Genomic DNA, 16,795 nt, shown 5'->3' on the forward strand with positions numbered 1-16,795 from the left:
CGCGTCCGCGGCGAGCACCCGGATGGTGTCGACGGCCTTGGTGTCCAGTTCGGTCCAGTCGGCGGGGTGAACCGGTTGCGTGAGGACGTGGATGTCGTCTGTGATCGACACGGGCAGAAGTCTCCTGACATGGGTGAACGTGGAGCCTGAGGATGCGTGGGCCTCTTGTGCCACTCCAGCCTAGTGTGCGGTCGTATCCGGGTCGATTCGGTTCACGCATTACGGCGGTCTACCATCGTTTGTAGTAGACGGCCGGCCGTCGCGAAGGACTTCGGGAGCAGGCGCCGGCATTCGGATGTGGAATTACGCGTGGTGCGAGGAGAGAACGTGCGGACAGGGCATCAGCCGAGCGGACACGGCTTCGGCAGCCCCAGCCCCGCCCCCCGCGCGACCGACACCGGTACGGTGCTGGGTCGCGTCACGGGCAAGGTCCTGGCCTACATCGCATTGACCAAGCCGCGGGTGATCGAGCTGCTGCTGGTCGCCACCATCCCGGCAATGCTGCTGGCGGATCGCGGCAACGTCGACATCGCGCTGATCCTCAGCACGCTGTTCGGCGGATGGATGGGTGCGGCGAGCGCGAACTCGCTCAACTGCGTCGTCGACGCCGACATCGACAAGGTCATGAAACGCACCGCTCGCAGGCCGCTGGCCCGCGACGCGGTGCCGACGTCGCACGCGTTCGTGTTCGGGATGACTCTCGGTGTCGCGTCGTTCCTGTGGCTGTGGTGGCGGGCGAATTTGCTCGCCGGCTGCCTGGTCGTCCTGACCATCGCGTTCTACGTGCTCGTGTACACGATGGTGCTCAAGCGCCGGACCTGGCAGAACGTGGTTTGGGGCGGCGCCGCGGGCTGCATGCCCGTCATGGTCGGCTGGTCGGCGGTCACCGGGTCGCTGAGCTGGCAGCCCATCGTGCTGTTCCTGGTCATCTTCTTCTGGACGCCGCCGCACACGTGGGCCCTCGCCATGCGCTACAAGGAGGACTACAAGGCGGCCGGTGTCCCGATGCTGCCGGTGATCGCCACCGAGGAGCACGTCACCAAGCAGATCCTGCTGTACAGCTGGGCGATGGTGATCACGTCCCTCGTGCTCGTCCCCGCCGCGGGTGTCGTGTACGCCGTCGTGACGCTCGTCGCCGGTGCCTGGTTCCTGCTGATGGCCCATCAGCTGTACCGCAGCGTCCGCGGCGGAGCGGCCGTGAAACCGCTCCGCCTGTTCCTGCAGTCCAACAACTATCTGGCCATCGTCTTCGTCGGTCTCGCCGTCGACTCCGTGCTGGGACTGCAGACCGTCGGCAGCCTGCTGAGCTGATCCTCCGCGTCAGGGCCGAGTTGACGCTCCGCATCAGGGCCGAGTCGACGCTCCGCGTCAGGGCACCAGCACGATCGATCCCGTCGTGGCACGCGCCTCCAGGTCGCGGTGCGCGTCCTCGGCCCGCTCGAGCGGGTACTCCGCGCCAACCCGGACCGTCAGCGAACCGTCGGCCAGGGCGGAGAACACGTCGCCCGCCCGCCACGTCAATTCCTCACGGTTGCGGATGTGGTGCGCGAGTGTGGGCCGGGTGAGGAACAGCGAACCGGCCGGGTTCAGCCGTTGCGGATCGAACGGCGGCACCGGGCCGCTCGCCGCGCCGAACAGCGCGACCGTCCCCCGGATCCGCACCGACGCGAGACTGGCCTCGAACGTGGACGCGCCGACACCGTCGTAGGCGGCTGCGACGCCCTCGCCGTCGGTCAGTTCTCGCACCCGGGCGGCGATGTCGTCGTCGTATCGCAGCACCTCGTGTGCGCCGGCGTCGCGGGACAATTGTTCCTTGGCGTCGGAGGACACGGTGGTGATCACCCGCGCGCCCAGCGTGGTCGCCATCTGGGTGAGCAGCAGGCCGACTCCGCCCGCTCCGGCGTGAACGAGGACGGTGTCGCCGGACTGGATCGGGTAGGTCGAGTGGGCCAGGTAGTGGGCCGTCATTCCCTGCAGCAGAGCGGAAGCGGCCTGCGGGGCGGGCACGGAGTCGGGGACGGCGATCGCGGCCGCCGCGGGGACGACCACCTTCTCGGCGTAACTGCCGGGGGCGGAGCACCAGGCCACCCGGTCGCCGGGAGCGATACCGGTCACGTCGCCGCCGACGGCCTCCACGACTCCGGAGCCCTCGTCTCCGGGGATGTAGGGCAGCGGCCGCGGATACAGCCCCGTCCGGAAGTAGGTGTCGATGAAGTTGATGCCGATCGCCTCGGTGCGAACCAGAAGATCCGTCGCTCCGATCCGGGGTTCGGGAACCTCCGCCGGTTCGAGGACGTCGGGACCACCGAGACGGGAAACCTGTATCGCGCGCATGGATTCAGTTCTACACGGCGAGTGCCGCCGTTCCGAGCCTGGCGGACACGACGCCACTACCGCCCAGTATTCTCGGGGTCATGAGTACCGACACCCACGCGGATCAGGCGCCCGCGAGCCCGGCGCCCTCGCTGCCGTCCCACACGGTCGACGCGATCAAGAAGTTCGTGGCCGAGCACGGCGGTTCCGCCAGTGCCGTCATCCAGCCGATCGGACTCGCCGGCGTCCGCATCACGCTCGTCGGCGCCGACGGCATCCTCGGTGACCAGGTGGTCAAGGATCTGGCCACCGCCAACGCCGTCGTCGCATCCTTCGACGACGTCACCGTCTCGGAGTGGGACCGCGCGATCACCAGCATCGTCACGCCCCGCAAGGGGCACTTCCAGAAGATGGCCGGCTGGGTCGCGCGGCAGACGCGGTTCCCGAAGGCCCGCAACGAGCGCTAGACGCTCGCGGTGTCCGGCTGCGTGACGTACTCGCGGGTGCGTCCCGCAGCCCACACCGCCGCGGTGGCCGCGGTGCACAGCCCGGCCCCCGCAACGTGGAATGCCACCAGGGCCGCGGGAACGTCCGTGAAGAACTGGACGAGTCCGATCAGGGCCTGCGCCGCCACCAGCACGAGCAGAACCTGCACGCGGATCTTCACCGCGCGGGTGGCGCCCACGGCGTAGAGGCCGAAGCACAGGCCGACCAGCAACGCCAGGTAGCCCACGAGCAGCTGGGCGTGCAGGTGCACGAGCGTGACGATCTCCACCTCGAGGCGGGGAACCACGCGGTCGAGACTCTTGTCTCCCGCGTGCGGTCCGGCGCCCGTGACCAGCGTTCCGGCGGCGAGCACCCCCGCCAGCGCGACACCCGACAGCGCGGTGAGCCACCGCAGCGGGGCGGGGATCACGTCGATTGCCGGTGCGTCGTCGGGTTCGCAGATCTTCACGTACATCACGGTCGCCAGCCACACCATCGCCATCGACGCGAGCAGGTGTACCGCGACCGTCCACCACAGCAGTCCGGTGAGCACCGTGACACCGCCGATGACGGCCTGCACGACGGTGCCGAGGGGCATCATCCACGCGTAGACGAGGACCTCTTTACGGCGGCGGGCGCGGGTGACCGCGAGGACGATCAGGGCCGCGGCCACGACGACGACGAACGTGAGCAACCGGTTGCCGAATTCGACGGCCTGGTGGATGACGGCGACCTCGCCGTGCCCGACCGGCACGAAGCTGCCGGGGAAGCACTGCGGCCAGGTGGGGCAGCCGAGGCCGGACGCGGTCACCCGCACGACGGCTCCGGTGACGGCGATTCCGCCCTGCGTGAGGATCACCGCGAATGCGATGACACGCTGCACGGTCAGCGACGGAAGGGGGAGACGGTCTACCAGGCTCAGAAACCCGCGATACAGCACGACGTCGATGGTAGAGGGCCGTCAACTACAGCGTGTCGTTGGGCTGGTGGCGGCGCGCTCGACTCCGTGCTACTCGCCGCGAATCCGCAGGATGCCGGTCACCGTACCTTGCCAGAAGTCGCCGGTGTCGGTGACGAGTCCGGACATCTGGAGGGTGTCGTTGACCGCGGTGCCGGGGAGTGGGCTGGTGTGCTCGACCGAGCCGTCCGCCGGATCGATCACCGCGAACGAGAAGCCGTCGAGGGGTGTCGTGACGTCGAATCCTTGACGGATCACGGTGTACAGCAACCCGTCACCGGTCGAGAGGTGGGGCACCGCCGCGCTGCGGACGTCGTTGCTCCACACCTGGTGGCAGCCGATCGGGTCGATGTCGACACGGGTCATGCCGCCGGTGAAGGGGGCGTTCGTCGGAACCGCATCGCCCGCGCCGTCCGGGACGGCGGGATACGGGTAGCCGTACGTCCCGGCGACGTACACCGAATTGGCGATGCCGATCGGCGAGTTCTCGCTGCCGCCCGGGTTGCCGAGCACGGGGAGGGAGCAGATCTCGTCACCGGAATCGGCGCGGAAGACCCGAAGACTCACCTGCGGGTCGGCGTTGTCGACGATCGCGACGAAATCGCTGCCGGTCGACGGCCCGAAGTAGGTGGGGGTGGAGCCGGTGCCGCGGCTGAGTTGCCCGGGTTTACGGTCCGGACCGCGGTCGTATTCCCGCCGCCAGTCCACACGCACCGCGCCGTCGCGGAGCGTGAACTGGTACAGGGCGTGCGTCGTCGCGACCGCGGTGCCGGCGGGCGAGGTGGAGATGCTGTTCTGGACCTGTTCGCCCGCGGCCAGCGGCAGGCTGTGCGCGACGCCGGCGCGATCCACCGCCCCGACGACGCCGCCGCCCGTTGCGAACCAGACGTTGCCCTGCCAGTCCGGCGTCAGCCCGGTCACGTTGTCGCCCGGCGGAACACTGCCGGACAGGTCGACGCGCGAGTCGACGGTGATCCGCCAGCGGCCGTCGGGGTCCCGCGAATGCCCGAGGCGCAGTAGCTGACGGTTGCCGTCCACCGCGACCAGTCTGTTGTCGTTGTCGAGGAACGCGTACACGCCGCCCAGGAGGCTGCCCTTCGCCAGTGCGAACGTGGCGAGCGAGGCGCCGAACGGGGCCGCGGGGGCGGCGGGGTCGATCAGGTGCACCGTCGGGACCTGGCCGGCCACGGACGTGCACAAGGCGACGACGAGCCGGTCGGAACCCTGCAGGAGGGTCGGGCACGCCGACACCAACGGGTACGCGGACAGGGTGAGCGGGCCGGTGCCGGGACCGGGCAGCGGAGTGACGTCGGTGGACCCGGCGTCGCCGTGCATCGTGGACGTGCCTGCGGGTCCGAGGAACGGGTTCGGCGCGGCCGGTGGTCCCCACTGCGGTGCGGCGCCCGCGGGCAGGGTGCCGCAGCCGAGAACGGCGAGCAGGACTGCCAGAACGGTGCCGACGGTGCGGGCGCGGCGGGCTGCGTGTCGGCGGCTCACGTGAATCGGAACGTCCGGGACGCCAGGGCTCCCGCGGCCGCACCCCAGACGACGAGGACCACGACGCTGAGCAGGTCCACCGACCCCGACAGTGCGGCGTCGAGCGCGTGTGCGAGCGCACCGGACGGAATCAGCCGGGCCCCGGTGTGCAGGAGCCAGGGCAGGTCGCCGGTGGCGAACACCACGCTGCCGACGCCGACCATGACGAACCACAGGATGTTGGCCAGCGCGAGGACGATGTCGGCGCGGAGGGTGCCGCCGAGCAGCAGTCCCATCGCCGCGAACGTCACGGTGCCCAGGGCGATGATCACGGCGCCGAGGACGAGTCCCCACGCACTCGGACGCCAGCCGAGCGCCAGTCCTATGGAACCGAGGAGCACCGATTGCAGGGCGACGACGATGACCACCGCGGCGCTCTTCCCGGCGATGATTCCCCACGTCGGCAGGGGAGTGGCGCCGAGCCGTTTGAGGGCCCCGTACCGGCGGTCGAAACCGACCGCGATGGCCTGGCCGGTGAACGCGGTGGACATCACCGCCACCATCATGACGGCGGGCACCACCTTGTCGACCCGCGACGTTCCGAGATCGCCGATGGGCAGCAGGCACAGGCCGATCAGCAGCGTGATCGGGATGAACATGGTCAGTAGCAGCTGTTCGCCGTTGCGCAGGAGCAGTTTGAGTTCGAGCGCGGTCTGCGCCCGCAACATGACCGCCGCGCCGCTCGGGCGGGGATCGGGTGCGAACGTGCCCGGGGCGAAACGATTCTCCGTCAGACGGTCACTGGTGCTCATCGTCATCCCCTCAGTTCCCGGCCGGTGAGTTCGAGGAACACGTCCTCGAGGCTGCGCTGGTCGACGCGGATGTCGCTGATCAGGGCGTCCAGATCGGCGCACCACGACGCGACCGACGCCACCACCTTCGGATCGATCGGCCCTTCGACGAGATAGGTGCCCGGTCCGGACTCGGCGACCCGGAAACCGTCGGGGAGGGCTCTCGCGAGGGGCTCGGTGTCCAGACCGGCGGGCGCGCTGAGCCGCAACTGGCCTTCGGCGCCGCGGCTGGTGACCTCCGCCGGCGTACCCGCAGCGACGATCGACCCGTGGTCGATGATGACGAGTCGGTCCGCGAGTTCCTCGGCCTCGTCCATCAGGTGCGTCGTCAGCAGCACACTGACGCCGTCGCGGCGCAGGGCGTCGATCAGTTCCCACACCAGCAGGCGGGCCTGGGCGTCGAGTCCGGCGGTGGGTTCGTCGAGGAAGACCAGTTCCGGCCGGCCGACCAGCGCGCAGGCCAGGGACAGGCGCTGCTGCTGCCCGCCCGACAGCCTGCGGTAGGGGGTGCGACGGGAATCCTCGAGTCCGAGGCTGCGCAGCAACCAGTCGGGGTCGAGGGGGTCGGCCGAATAGGCCGCGACGAGGTCGAGCATCTCACCGGCGCGGGAACCGGGGTAGGCGCCACCGCCCTGCAGCATCACGCCGATCCGGGCCCGGACGGCGCCGGCGTCCGCGACGGGGTCGAGTCCGAGGACGCGGACGGTGCCGCTGTCCGGGCGGACGAAGCCCTCGCACATTTCGACGGTGGTGGTCTTACCCGCGCCGTTGGGGCCGAGCAACGCGACCACCTGTGCCGGTTCGACGGTGAGATCGAGTCCGTCGACGGCCCTCACACCGTCGAAGGTCTTCACCACGCCTTCCAGGCGTACAGCAGGTTGCGCCGATCCGGGCGTTCGCGAGGTCACGGGGAATCAGCGTAAGCCCTGGCCTGGTGTGACCCGGCCGGTGCCCCGGCTTTCCGCGTCGGCGTCGTCCCGGGGCGGATCCTGGGTGTCCGGCACGGTCGGCTGCTGCTCCGAACCGACCCGCCACGGCAGCCGGTTGCGGGTGATCACGATCAGCGTTCCGGCTGTGAAGATGGTGGCGATGGCGGCCTGCACGATGACGAACGGCTGGTACTCGCCGCCGTTCGGCATCAGGATGACGCTGACGATGGACGAGAAGACGATGGCGGGGACGCGGAAGGCGGGTGCTGTGGCCCACGCCGCGAGCGGCAGGACCGCCCACAGCAGATACCAGGGCTGCACCACGGGGAAGAGGAGGACGACCGCGCCGAGGGACAGCCCCAGCGCGCCGACCGCGTGGATGCGGCCGACGAGCGTGGCGACGAGCATCCGCAGTGTGATGAACGCCGCAGCGACGGCCGCGATCGGCCGGGTCAGGCTCAGCACCGCCGTCGTGTGGTCGCCGAGGCCCAGGAGGACCCCGGCCAGTCCGGTGCCCAGTCCGAGGAGCGTGGGGATGGACATCCAGCTGCGGACCGCGTTCGCGGTGCCGAGGGTGTGTACCCAGCCGATGCCGAGTCCGCTGGACGTGCTGATGACGAGGGTGACCGCCAGGGCCACCCCGCCGAGCAGGGCGGCCGCCGTGAGCACGGCCTTCGGGGTTCCGCCCCACCTCCGGGCCAGCGCCATCCCGACGAATCCCAGTGCGAGGAGGGAGGGGATCTTGATCGTCGACGACAGGGCGATGAGCGCCGCCCCCGACAGCAACAGGAGCAGGGACTGCCCGCGGATCGGCTCCGACCGTTCGACGGCCCGCAGCGCCAGCTCGATCCCGGCCAGCATGAGGCCGAGCATGAGCGCCTCGTTGTGAATCCCCGCGACCAGGTGGAACAGCAGCAGGGGGTTGGCGGCGCCCAGCCAGAGGGCGCTGACCTCGGCGACGCCGCAGCGTCGCGCCAGCCGGGGGAGCGCCCACACGATCATGGCCACACCGGCGAGGGCCAGCAGCCGGTGCAGGAAGATCCCCGCGACGATGTTCTCGCCGGTCAGCCAACTGATTCCGCGCCCCATCCAGAGGAACAGCGGACCGTACGGCGCCGGCGTGTCGCGCCAGATCGTCGGCACGGTCCGGGTCAGGACGTGATCGACGCCGAGCGCACCCGCGGGACCGATGGCGTAGGGATCGAGCCCACGGGCCGCGATCTCGCTCTGCGCGAGGTAGGAGTACACGTCCTTGCTGAACATCGGCGGCGCGACCGACAGCGGGATGATCCACAGCAGCAGGGTGCGGTCGAGCTGGGAGCGGTTGAGGCGACGCACCGCCCCCGACTGCAGACTGCCGATCGCGAACCGTCCGAGGAGGAGCCACGCGAGCACGATCATCACGGTGCCGGTCATGGTCAGCGTCAACGCCACACTGGGGATCCGGGCGGGCAGACCGATGACGCGAAGACCCTGGACAGGGTTCTGCAGTACCGGCTGGGCGCCTGCGCCCAGCGCACCCACCGCCATCAGGACGGCTCCGGTCGCACCGAACCGGCGGATCCCGCGGAGCTGCGCGGTCTCCTGCTCGTTCAGGCCCGCGGTTTCCGGCTCGTCGCCGTGCAGCGCGGCCGCCACCGAGGGTCGCGGGGAGCGGCCGTCGATGCCCAGCGCCCGCCGGGCGAGCTCGGCCGGATGTCGAAGAGCGGCGCGAGCCGTGAAGGTCGGCTCCGCGCGGGTCGGCTCCGGGTTCTCGGGGGTCTGCGGCACACAGGCAGCGTAGCGGTGCGCCGAACACAGTCGGTTCAGCCAGTATTCCCGGGCCCGAGCCGCAGATAATCACAGGTGTAAGGCAGGGCACCCTTAGTAGACCTGCGATCCGAATTCCGTCACACTGGTGTTGTGAAAACGGAAACGACACCACGTGCAACGAAGGAAAGCGCAGTTCACGCGCCTTCCTCGGCGGCGCCTGTCGAAACCGCGTCACCCGTCGCCGTCGGCCACGAAGGCCACACCCGAGCTGCCGTCGTGAAGCTCCTCCTCGAGGAGGGGCCGATCACCGCGTCGGAAATCGGAACCCGCCTCGGTCTGAGTGCCGCCGGTGTCCGTCGTCACCTCGACGCGCTCCTGGACTCCGGCGAGGCGCGCGAGGCGTCCTCCGTCGCCGTGCGTCACCGCGGGCGGGGACGACCCGCCAAATACTTCCAGATCACCGCCAAGGGCCGCGGCCGGCTCGGCCACGCGTACGACGACCTCGCCGGCGCGGCGATGCGTCAACTGCGGGAGGTCGGGGGAGACGCCGCGATCACCGATTTCGCTCGTCGCCGAGTCCAGGCGATCGTCGGAAACGTGACCCCGGCAGGCGATCACAGCGCCGAGGGCCTCGAAACCACCGCCGACGCCATCGCCGACGCGTTCACCACCGCAGGATTCGCGGCATCGACGCGCCCGGTCGGCAACGGCGTCCAGATCTGCCAGCACCACTGCCCGGTCTCGCACGTGGCCGAGGAGTTCCCGGAACTGTGCGAAGCCGAGCAGGAAGCGTTCGCCCAACTTCTCGGCACCCACGTCCAGCGGCTCGCGACCATCGCGAACGGTGACTGCGCATGCACCACTCACGTTCCACTCGTCCCGCCGTCCGGTCCCAAATAACAACGCTTTCCCGATAGACCCCCTAGTCAGCAACCTGTTTTCCACCGGCGACCAGCCCTCGCCGGTCTCGTAACAAGACTCCGGAAGGAGCTCGCATGACCGTCACATCAGACCAGGTGACATCCACTGCGTCGGCCAACGCCGAGCCGCTCACGCAGGAAGAGACCATCGCGTCACTCGGGCATTACGGGTACGGCTGGTCCGATTCCGACGAGGCCGGTGCCAGTGCGCAGCGCGGTCTGTCCGAAGACGTCGTGCGCGACATCTCGGCGAAGAAGAGCGAGCCGGACTGGATGCTCGACATCCGCCTGCGCGCGCTGAAGACCTTCGACAAGAAGCCGATGCCGAACTGGGGTTCGAACCTCGAGGGCATCGACTTCGACAACATCAAGTACTTCGTGCGCTCGAGCGAGAAGCAGGCCGAGAGCTGGGAAGACCTGCCCGAGGACATCAAGAACACGTACGACAAGCTGGGCATCCCCGAGGCCGAGAAGCAGCGCCTCGTCGCCGGTGTCGCGGCTCAGTACGAGTCCGAGGTGGTGTACCACTCGATCCGTGAGGACCTCGAGGCGCAGGGCGTCATCTTCCTCGACACCGATACCGGCCTGAAGCAGCATCCCGAGCTGTTCCGGGAGTACTTCGGCACGGTCATCCCGGCCGGCGACAACAAGTTCTCCGCGCTGAACACCGCGGTGTGGTCGGGTGGCTCCTTCATCTACGTCCCGCCGGGCGTGCACGTCGACATCCCGCTGCAGGCCTACTTCCGCATCAACACGGAGAACATGGGCCAGTTCGAGCGGACTTTGATCATCGTCGACGAGGGCGCCTCGGTGCACTACGTCGAGGGCTGCACGGCGCCGATCTACAAGTCGGACTCCCTGCACTCCGCGGTCGTCGAGATCATCGTGAAGAAGGGCGGCCACTGCCGCTACACGACGATCCAGAACTGGTCGAACAACGTCTACAACCTGGTCACCAAGCGCACCAAGGTCGAAGCCGGCGGATCCATGGAGTGGATCGACGGCAACATCGGGTCCAAGGTCACCATGAAGTACCCGGCCGTCTGGATGATGGGCGAGCACGCTCGCGGCGAGGTTCTCTCCGTGGCATTCGCCGGTGAGGGACAGCACCAGGACACCGGTGCCAAGATGCTGCACCTCGCGCCGCACACGTCGTCGACCATCATCAGCAAGTCGGTGGCCCGTGGCGGTGGACGCGCGTCCTACCGCGGACTCGTCCAGGTCAACAAGGGTGCCCACGGTTCCAAGTCGACGGTCAAGTGCGACGCGCTGCTGGTCGATCAGATCAGCCGCTCGGACACCTACCCGTACGTCGACATCCGCGAGGACGACGTGACCATGGGCCACGAGGCCACCGTCTCGAAGGTGAGCGACGACCAGCTGTTCTACCTGATGAGCCGCGGGCTCACCGAAGACGAGGCCATGGCCACGGTCGTGCGCGGCTTCGTCGAGCCGATCGCCAAGGAACTCCCGATGGAGTACGCCCTGGAACTGAACCGCCTGATCGAACTGCAGATGGAAGGGGCGGTGGGTTAGTGACCACGCCAGAAACTGGTGTCCAGAATCTCGGAGTCGCGGGAGCCGTCGCAAGCGAGAATCCGCGGATAGCGCGGACCGCCACCGGTTCGCCGATCAAGAACAAGGGTGAGGTCTTCACCTCGTTCGACGTCAACGCGTTCGAGATCCCGGGTGGTCGCGACGAGGTCTGGCGGTTCACCCCGCTGCGCCGACTCCGTGGACTGCACGACGGAACGGCCGTCGCGAACGGCACGGTCACCGTCGACGTCGCCGGTCCGGACTCCGTCCAGGTCGAGACCGTCGGGCGTGACGACGACCGGCTGGGCAAGGCCGGCGTGCCCGCCGACCGGGTGGCCGCACAGGCCTACTCGGGTTTCGAGACGGCCACCGTCGTGACCGTCGGCCGTGAGGTCGAGGTCGCCGAGACGATCAACATCACGGTCACCGGCCCGGGCGAGGACAAGGTCGCCTTCGGGCACCTGCAGATCCGGCTCGAAGCCTTCGCCAAGGCGACCGTCGTCATCGACCAGCGCGGCAGCGGCACATTCGCCGAGAACGTCGAATTCGTTCTCGGCGACAGCGCGCGCCTCACCGTGGTCGCCGTCCAGGACTGGGCGGACGACACCGTGCACGTCGCGTCGCATCACGCGCGGCTGGGCCGCGATGCGGTGCTGCGGCACAACGCGGTCAGCCTCGGCGGCGACCTCGTCCGCCTGTCCGCGACCGTCAAGTACGACGGTCCCGGCGGCGACGCCGAACTGCTGGGCCTGTACTTCGCCGACGCCGGACAGCACTTCGAGCAGCGACTGCTGGTGGATCACTCGCAGCCGCACTGCAAGTCCAACGTGGTCTACAAGGGCGCCCTGCAGGGTGATCCGAATTCGGGAAAGCCCGACGCCCACACCGTGTGGATCGGCGACGTGCTGATCCGCGCCGCGGCCGAAGGCACCGACACGTTCGAGCTGAACCGCAACCTCGTCCTCACGGACGGTGCACGCGCGGACTCGGTTCCGAACCTGGAGATCGAGACCGGTGAGATCGTGGGTGCCGGCCACGCCAGTGCCACGGGTCGATTCGACGACGAGCAGTTGTTCTACCTGCGCGCCCGCGGAATCCCCGAGGACGCGGCACGGCGACTCGTCGTGCGCGGGTTCTTCCACGAGATCATCAACAAGATCGCCGTCGCCGAGATTCGCGAGCGCCTCGAGGCGGCTGTCGAGGCCGAACTCGCCGCAGTCGGCGTGTGACCCGCGCCGCCGGACCACTACTTCCCATTTCTTCGAAGGATCACAATGTCTACCCCTGACGCTTCCACCCCCGAAACCTCGGTCCTGGAAATCAAGGACCTGCACGTCGACGTCGCGAACACCGACGAGAACGCCGAACCGATCAACATCCTCAAGGGTGTGAACCTGACGGTTCGTTCCGGCGAGACCCACGCGATCATGGGACCCAACGGGTCCGGCAAGTCGACGCTGTCGTACGCCATCGCGGGTCACCCCAAGTACCAGATCACCTCGGGATCCATCACCCTCAACGGTGAGGACGTCCTCGAGATGAGCGTCGACGAGCGTGCCCGCGCGGGACTGTTCCTGGCGATGCAGTACCCCGTCGAGGTTCCCGGCGTCTCCATGTCCAACTTCCTGCGCACCGCGGCCACCGCAGTCCGTGGCGAGGCCCCGAAGCTTCGCCACTGGGTGAAGGAAGTCAAGGAAGCGCTGACCGAGCTGGACATCGACCCCTCCTTCGGCGAGCGCAGTGTCAACGAAGGTTTCTCCGGCGGTGAGAAGAAGCGCCACGAGATCCTGCAGCTCGGTCTCCTGAAGCCGAAGATCGCGATCCTCGACGAGACCGACTCCGGTCTCGACGTCGACGCCCTGCGCGTCGTCTCCGAGGGCGTGAACAAGTACAAGGAACGCGAGCACGGCGGAATCCTGCTGATCACGCACTACACGCGCATCCTCCGGTACATCAAGCCGGAATACGTCCACGTGTTCGTCGGCGGTCGTGTGGTCGAGTCGGGCGGACCGGAACTGGCCGACGAACTCGAGGCGAACGGCTACGAGCGCTTCACTCAGGCTGCAGCAACGCAAGGAGCATAAACGCAGATGACCACCTCGGTGCGCGTATTCGACGTCACCCGGATCCGGGAGGACTTCCCGATCCTGGCGCGTACGGTCCGCGACGGAAAACCGCTGGTGTACCTCGATTCGGGCGCGACGTCGCAGCGCCCGAACCAGGTGCTCGACGCCGAGAGGGAGTTCCTCACCACCTGTAACGCGGCCGTGCACCGAGGCGCTCACCAGCTTGCCGAAGAGGCCACGGACGCGTACGAGAACGCGCGTGCGACGATCGCCGCGTTCGTCGGTGCCGACAGCGACGAACTCGTGTTCACCAAGAACGCGACCGAGTCCCTGAACCTCGTCACCCACGTCCTCGGCGACGATCGCTTCGAGCGGCACCTCGGCCCCGGTGACGAGATCGTCATCACCGAACTCGAGCATCACGCCAATCTCGTGCCGTGGCAGGAACTCGCGCGCAGCACGGGTGCCACGTTGCGCTGGTACGGCGTCACCGACGAGGGCCGGATCGACCTCGATTCGCTCGAGCTGACCGACGCCGTCAAGGTCGTGGCGTTCACCCACCAGTCCAACGTGACCGGAGCGGTGGCACCCGTCGAGGAGTTGGTGCGTCGCGCCCGCGCGGTCGGCGCGCTGGTGGTGCTCGACGCATGCCAGTCCGTACCGCACATGGCGGTGGACTTCCACGCACTCGGTGTGGACTACGCGGCCTTCTCGGGGCACAAGATGCTCGGCCCGTCCGGCGTGGGTGTCCTGTACGGGCGCCGGGAACTGCTGAACGCGATGCCTCCGTTCATCACGGGTGGATCGATGATCGAGACCGTCACGATGGAACGCACCACCTACGCGCCGCCGCCGCAGCGGTTCGAGGCGGGCGTTCCGATGACATCGCAGGTGGTCGGGCTCGGTGCCGCGGTCCGGTATCTCGAGGAGATCGGGATGGACGCGGTGGCGGCGCACGAGCACACCCTGGTCGAGGCCGCACTGACAGCGCTCGGTGCCATCGACGGCGTGCGCATCATCGGACCGACGACCGCCGAGGACCGCGGCGGTGCCGTGTCGTTCGTGGTCGACGGAATCCACGCCCACGATCTCGGTCAGATCCTCGACGACGAGGGGGTCGCCATCCGCGTCGGCCACCACTGCGCCTGGCCCCTGCACCGTCGTTTCGGTGTCGCGGCCACGGCGAGGGCGTCGTTCGCGCTGTACAACACGGTCGACGAGGTCGACGCTCTCGCGGCAGCGGTGCGGCGCGCACAGGAGTTCTTCGGGGAGGTTCCTGCATGAGAATGGAACAGATGTACCAGGAAGTGATCCTGGACCACTACAAGCATCCTCACGGCCGCGGCCTGCGCGAACCGTTCGGCGCCGAAGTCCACCACGTCAATCCCACGTGCGGTGACGAAGTGACGCTGCGCGTGCAGCTCGCCGACGACGGCACCGTGGTGGATGTGTCGTACGACGGCCAGGGCTGCTCCATCAGCCAGGCGTCGACGTCGGTGCTCACCGATCAGGTGGTGGGGATGCCGGTCGAGAAGGCACTGCAGACGGTTGCCGCATTCAACGAGATGGTCAGCAGCCGCGGTACCGTCGAGGGGGACGAGGACGTCCTCGGGGACGGCATCGCCTTCGTCGGCGTCTCGAAATACCCGGCCCGCGTGAAATGCGCGTTGCTGGGATGGATGGCATTCAAGGACGCGGTTGTTCAGATAGTGGACGACCGGGTCGTGGACGTACGGGATTCGGCCGTTCCGACAGCAGACGACGAACCAGCTCGAATCGGAGGACAGGCATCATGAGCGAGACGCAGACGCCGGAGGCGGACGCCACGGCCGTACCGGAGCAGGCGCCGGCCGACCAGGGCGGCGAGACCGCTACTGCATCGTCGAGTGCGATTACCGACCCGAAACGCCTCGAGGAACTCGAGGAGGCGATGCGTGACGTCGTCGACCCCGAACTCGGCATCAACGTCGTAGACCTCGGTCTCGTGTACGGGATCACCGAGGAAGAGGACGTCGTGACCCTCGACATGACGCTCACGTCGGCGGCCTGCCCGCTGACCGATGTCATCGAGGACCAGTCGCGGGGTGCGCTCGTGCGCAGCGGTCTGTGCAACGAACTGAAGATCAACTGGGTGTGGCTCCCGCCGTGGGGCCCCGACAAGATCACCGAGGACGGCCGCGAGCAGCTGCGCGCGCTCGGTTTCACGGTCTGACCACCACCACTGGTGACACGGAGGGGCTCGGCGAGAATCGTCTCGCCGAGCCCTCTCTCTTGTGCCGATCTCGGGCTGGGAGTCGTTGCGGGCCATCCGGTGTCGGCGACGGTACCGAACGCGAGGACAATCGACGCCGTGGCGTATTCGGAGCGGGGCATGACCACTACACTGCTGTGATGGCGGCGAAACTGCGGCACGCGCGGGTCGAAGATGTCCACGAACTGGCCCTGCGGATGCCTCACGCCAAGGTCGAGTACGGGCCCCGCGGCAACCCCATCTACCAGGTGGGCGGTAAATCGTTCGTGTTCTTCCGAACTCCGCGCCCCGACGCCGTCGACCCTCGTACCGGAGAGCGGTACACAGACGTGATCGTGTTCTGGGTGCAGTCCGAGTCCGACAAGCGAGCAATGGTTCAGGACGCGGCGTCGCCGTTCTTCACCACCCCGCATTTCGATGGACACCCTTCGATACTGTTGCGGGCGAGCATGGTTGGTGATCTCACGCTGCAGGAATTGATCGAGGTAGTCCAGGACGCGTGGCTCGCCCGCGCCTCGCCCACCCGGGCCGCCGCTTGGCTCGGCGGACACCTAGCACCTAGCACCTAGCACCTGGCCGCGGGGTCGGCGCGGACGACCGGGTGCTCCCGATCGGTCAGGTCGTCACAGTCGCGGCGGCCGACGACCACGTCGGCGATGGCGCGTGAGAAAACGCTGGGGGAGGCCTCCCTCGAGCTGCGAAGTAGGCGGGCGCAGCGACCCGCCTGGTGCAACCACGGCTGGGGTCGATGACCTCACCATCCGAGTTCGTGCAGCCGGGCGTCGTCTATACCGAAGTGATGACCGACCTCGTGGACGACGGTCCTGCGCACCTGCTCCACAACCTCGGCGTCGCTGCGGCAGATGGCGCAGATTGCGAGGCGGTAGATCGTGATCCTATCGGGCAAGACGCCGGCGTACCGCGTCGTGCGGTTGGTCAGTGGGACTCCTTGGTACAGACCTAGCAAACCCGCCGGACCGGCGTCGTGTTGGACGGTGACAGCTACGTTGGCCATCACTCGACCCAGCCCCGCCGGCAAACTGTCGAGAGCCCGGATGACCATGTCCTCGAACCGCTCGCGTTCGACGTCGATCATGAACCTATTGTCCGGCACACCGGCCTGCTCGGCGCCGCACAACTGTCGGCGACCTCCTGCCCCCAGCCGACACCGCGGGTTCGTGCGGCCTTGTCCACCTCGTACCGCTTGTTGGTGACGAAGGAAAGCACCTGCACGTCCATGTCGTCATCGTGCCGCTG

General features: G+C 68.2%; 18 protein-coding genes. 10 read left to right on the forward strand and 8 right to left on the reverse strand.

The features are described 5' to 3' along the window. The first annotated feature begins 327 nt into the window (after positions 1-327). Complete coding sequence (locus G9373_RS31820) at positions 328-1,311, forward strand: heme o synthase (protein WP_005255013.1); 984 nt, start codon at positions 328-330, stop codon at positions 1,309-1,311. A gap of 57 nt (positions 1,312-1,368) precedes the next feature. On the opposite strand, the gene G9373_RS31825 is transcribed toward G9373_RS31820, so the two are convergent. Beyond that, a complete protein-coding gene (locus G9373_RS31825; RefSeq protein ID WP_005565774.1) occupies positions 1,369-2,334 on the reverse strand; it encodes a quinone oxidoreductase in 966 nt (321 codons plus the stop codon). A gap of 80 nt (positions 2,335-2,414) precedes the next feature. Between G9373_RS31825 and G9373_RS31830 the strand changes: the two genes are divergently transcribed. Further along, the gene (locus G9373_RS31830; RefSeq protein WP_005565772.1) at positions 2,415-2,780 is read left to right on the forward strand and encodes a hypothetical protein; all 366 of its coding nucleotides are present in this window, start codon (positions 2,415-2,417) and stop codon (positions 2,778-2,780) included. On the opposite strand, the gene G9373_RS31835 is transcribed toward G9373_RS31830, so the two are convergent. From G9373_RS31835 to mptB, 5 genes are all read right to left on the reverse strand, one after another. Beyond that, entirely contained in the window at positions 2,777-3,739 is a 963-nt protein-coding gene (locus G9373_RS31835) for a heme A synthase (RefSeq protein ID WP_133986666.1), read from the reverse strand. The genes G9373_RS31830 and G9373_RS31835 overlap by 4 nt on opposite strands. Before the next feature lie 69 nt (positions 3,740-3,808). Further along, positions 3,809-5,254, reverse strand: coding sequence for a hypothetical protein (locus tag G9373_RS31840; protein ID WP_005565767.1), 1,446 nt, complete (start codon positions 5,252-5,254; stop codon positions 3,809-3,811). Continuing rightward, on the reverse strand, positions 5,251-6,051 hold the full coding sequence (locus G9373_RS31845) for an ABC transporter permease (protein WP_007300659.1): 801 nt from the start codon (positions 6,049-6,051) through the stop codon (positions 5,251-5,253). The genes G9373_RS31840 and G9373_RS31845 overlap by 4 nt, the downstream gene beginning before the upstream one ends. Beyond that, on the reverse strand, positions 6,048-6,992 hold the full coding sequence (locus G9373_RS31850; RefSeq protein WP_037203409.1) for an ABC transporter ATP-binding protein: 945 nt from the start codon (positions 6,990-6,992) through the stop codon (positions 6,048-6,050). Before G9373_RS31850 ends, G9373_RS31845 begins: the two co-directional genes overlap by 4 nt. Positions 6,993-6,998: 6 nt before the next feature. After that, a complete protein-coding gene (mptB, locus tag G9373_RS31855; RefSeq protein ID WP_240960860.1) occupies positions 6,999-8,684 on the reverse strand; it encodes a polyprenol phosphomannose-dependent alpha 1,6 mannosyltransferase MptB in 1,686 nt (561 codons plus the stop codon). Positions 8,685-8,915: 231 nt separating this feature from the next. On the opposite strand from mptB, the gene G9373_RS31860 reads away from it, so the two are divergent. The 8 genes from G9373_RS31860 to G9373_RS31895 all read left to right on the forward strand — a co-directional run bounded on the left by G9373_RS31860 (position 8,916) and on the right by G9373_RS31895 (position 16,107). Further along, on the forward strand, positions 8,916-9,665 hold the full coding sequence (locus tag G9373_RS31860; RefSeq protein WP_269591226.1) for a metalloregulator ArsR/SmtB family transcription factor: 750 nt from the start codon (positions 8,916-8,918) through the stop codon (positions 9,663-9,665). 95 nt (positions 9,666-9,760) lie between these two features. Continuing rightward, positions 9,761-11,221, forward strand: a complete 1,461-nt coding sequence (gene sufB, locus G9373_RS31865; protein ID WP_005565756.1) for a Fe-S cluster assembly protein SufB — start codon at positions 9,761-9,763, stop codon at positions 11,219-11,221. Further along, positions 11,221-12,450 (forward strand): Fe-S cluster assembly protein SufD, encoded by a 1,230-nt coding sequence (gene sufD / locus G9373_RS31870; RefSeq protein ID WP_133986667.1) that lies wholly within the window; start codon positions 11,221-11,223, stop codon positions 12,448-12,450. Before sufB ends, sufD begins: the two co-directional genes overlap by 1 nt. Positions 12,451-12,495: 45 nt before the next feature. Then, positions 12,496-13,305, forward strand: coding sequence for a Fe-S cluster assembly ATPase SufC (gene sufC / locus G9373_RS31875; RefSeq protein ID WP_005255023.1), 810 nt, complete (start codon positions 12,496-12,498; stop codon positions 13,303-13,305). A gap of 6 nt (positions 13,306-13,311) precedes the next feature. Beyond that, a complete protein-coding gene (locus G9373_RS31880; protein WP_005565753.1) occupies positions 13,312-14,571 on the forward strand; it encodes a cysteine desulfurase in 1,260 nt (419 codons plus the stop codon). Then, positions 14,568-15,083 (forward strand): Fe-S cluster assembly sulfur transfer protein SufU, encoded by a 516-nt coding sequence (sufU, locus tag G9373_RS31885; RefSeq protein WP_133986669.1) that lies wholly within the window; start codon positions 14,568-14,570, stop codon positions 15,081-15,083. Before G9373_RS31880 ends, sufU begins: the two co-directional genes overlap by 4 nt. Further along, a complete protein-coding gene (locus G9373_RS31890; protein WP_005565751.1) occupies positions 15,080-15,499 on the forward strand; it encodes a metal-sulfur cluster assembly factor in 420 nt (139 codons plus the stop codon). The genes sufU and G9373_RS31890 overlap by 4 nt, the downstream gene beginning before the upstream one ends. 179 nt (positions 15,500-15,678) lie before the next feature. Next, a complete protein-coding gene (locus G9373_RS31895; RefSeq protein WP_133986670.1) occupies positions 15,679-16,107 on the forward strand; it encodes a hypothetical protein in 429 nt (142 codons plus the stop codon). Positions 16,108-16,292: 185 nt separating this feature from the next. Here G9373_RS31895 and G9373_RS31900 read toward each other — a convergent pair whose 3' ends face one another. Then, positions 16,293-16,634 carry a metallopeptidase family protein gene (locus G9373_RS31900; RefSeq protein ID WP_007300667.1) on the reverse strand — a complete coding sequence of 114 codons (342 nt, stop codon included), beginning with the start codon at positions 16,632-16,634 and terminating at the stop codon, positions 16,293-16,295. After that, positions 16,631-16,777 carry a hypothetical protein gene (locus tag G9373_RS31905; protein ID WP_164709573.1) on the reverse strand — a complete coding sequence of 49 codons (147 nt, stop codon included), beginning with the start codon at positions 16,775-16,777 and terminating at the stop codon, positions 16,631-16,633. The genes G9373_RS31900 and G9373_RS31905 overlap by 4 nt, the downstream gene beginning before the upstream one ends. Positions 16,778-16,795 lie beyond the last annotated feature (18 nt).

The organism is Rhodococcus sp. A14 (assembly GCF_011603105.1).
GTDB classification, from domain to species: Bacteria; Actinomycetota; Actinomycetes; order Mycobacteriales; family Mycobacteriaceae; genus Rhodococcus_F; species Rhodococcus_F opacus.

Excerpts from the sequence above, each read along its gene's own strand:
- G9373_RS31825 (WP_005565774.1), bottom strand. The coding sequence starts at position 2,334 with ATGCGCGCGATACAGGTTTCCCGTCTCGGTGGTCCCGACGTCCTCGAA.
- G9373_RS31830 (WP_005565772.1), top strand. The coding sequence starts at position 2,415 with ATGAGTACCGACACCCACGCGGATCAGGCGCCCGCGAGCCCGGCGCCC.
- G9373_RS31845 (WP_007300659.1), bottom strand. The coding sequence starts at position 6,051 with ATGACGATGAGCACCAGTGACCGTCTGACGGAGAATCGTTTCGCCCCG.
- sufB (WP_005565756.1), top strand. The coding sequence starts at position 9,761 with ATGACCGTCACATCAGACCAGGTGACATCCACTGCGTCGGCCAACGCC.
- sufC (WP_005255023.1), top strand. The coding sequence starts at position 12,496 with ATGTCTACCCCTGACGCTTCCACCCCCGAAACCTCGGTCCTGGAAATC.
- G9373_RS31880 (WP_005565753.1), top strand. The coding sequence starts at position 13,312 with ATGACCACCTCGGTGCGCGTATTCGACGTCACCCGGATCCGGGAGGAC.
- sufU (WP_133986669.1), top strand. The coding sequence starts at position 14,568 with ATGAGAATGGAACAGATGTACCAGGAAGTGATCCTGGACCACTACAAG.
- G9373_RS31890 (WP_005565751.1), top strand. The coding sequence starts at position 15,080 with ATGAGCGAGACGCAGACGCCGGAGGCGGACGCCACGGCCGTACCGGAG.
- G9373_RS31895 (WP_133986670.1), top strand. The coding sequence starts at position 15,679 with ATGGCGGCGAAACTGCGGCACGCGCGGGTCGAAGATGTCCACGAACTG.
- G9373_RS31900 (WP_007300667.1), bottom strand. The coding sequence starts at position 16,634 with ATGATCGACGTCGAACGCGAGCGGTTCGAGGACATGGTCATCCGGGCT.
- G9373_RS31905 (WP_164709573.1), bottom strand. The coding sequence starts at position 16,777 with ATGGACGTGCAGGTGCTTTCCTTCGTCACCAACAAGCGGTACGAGGTG.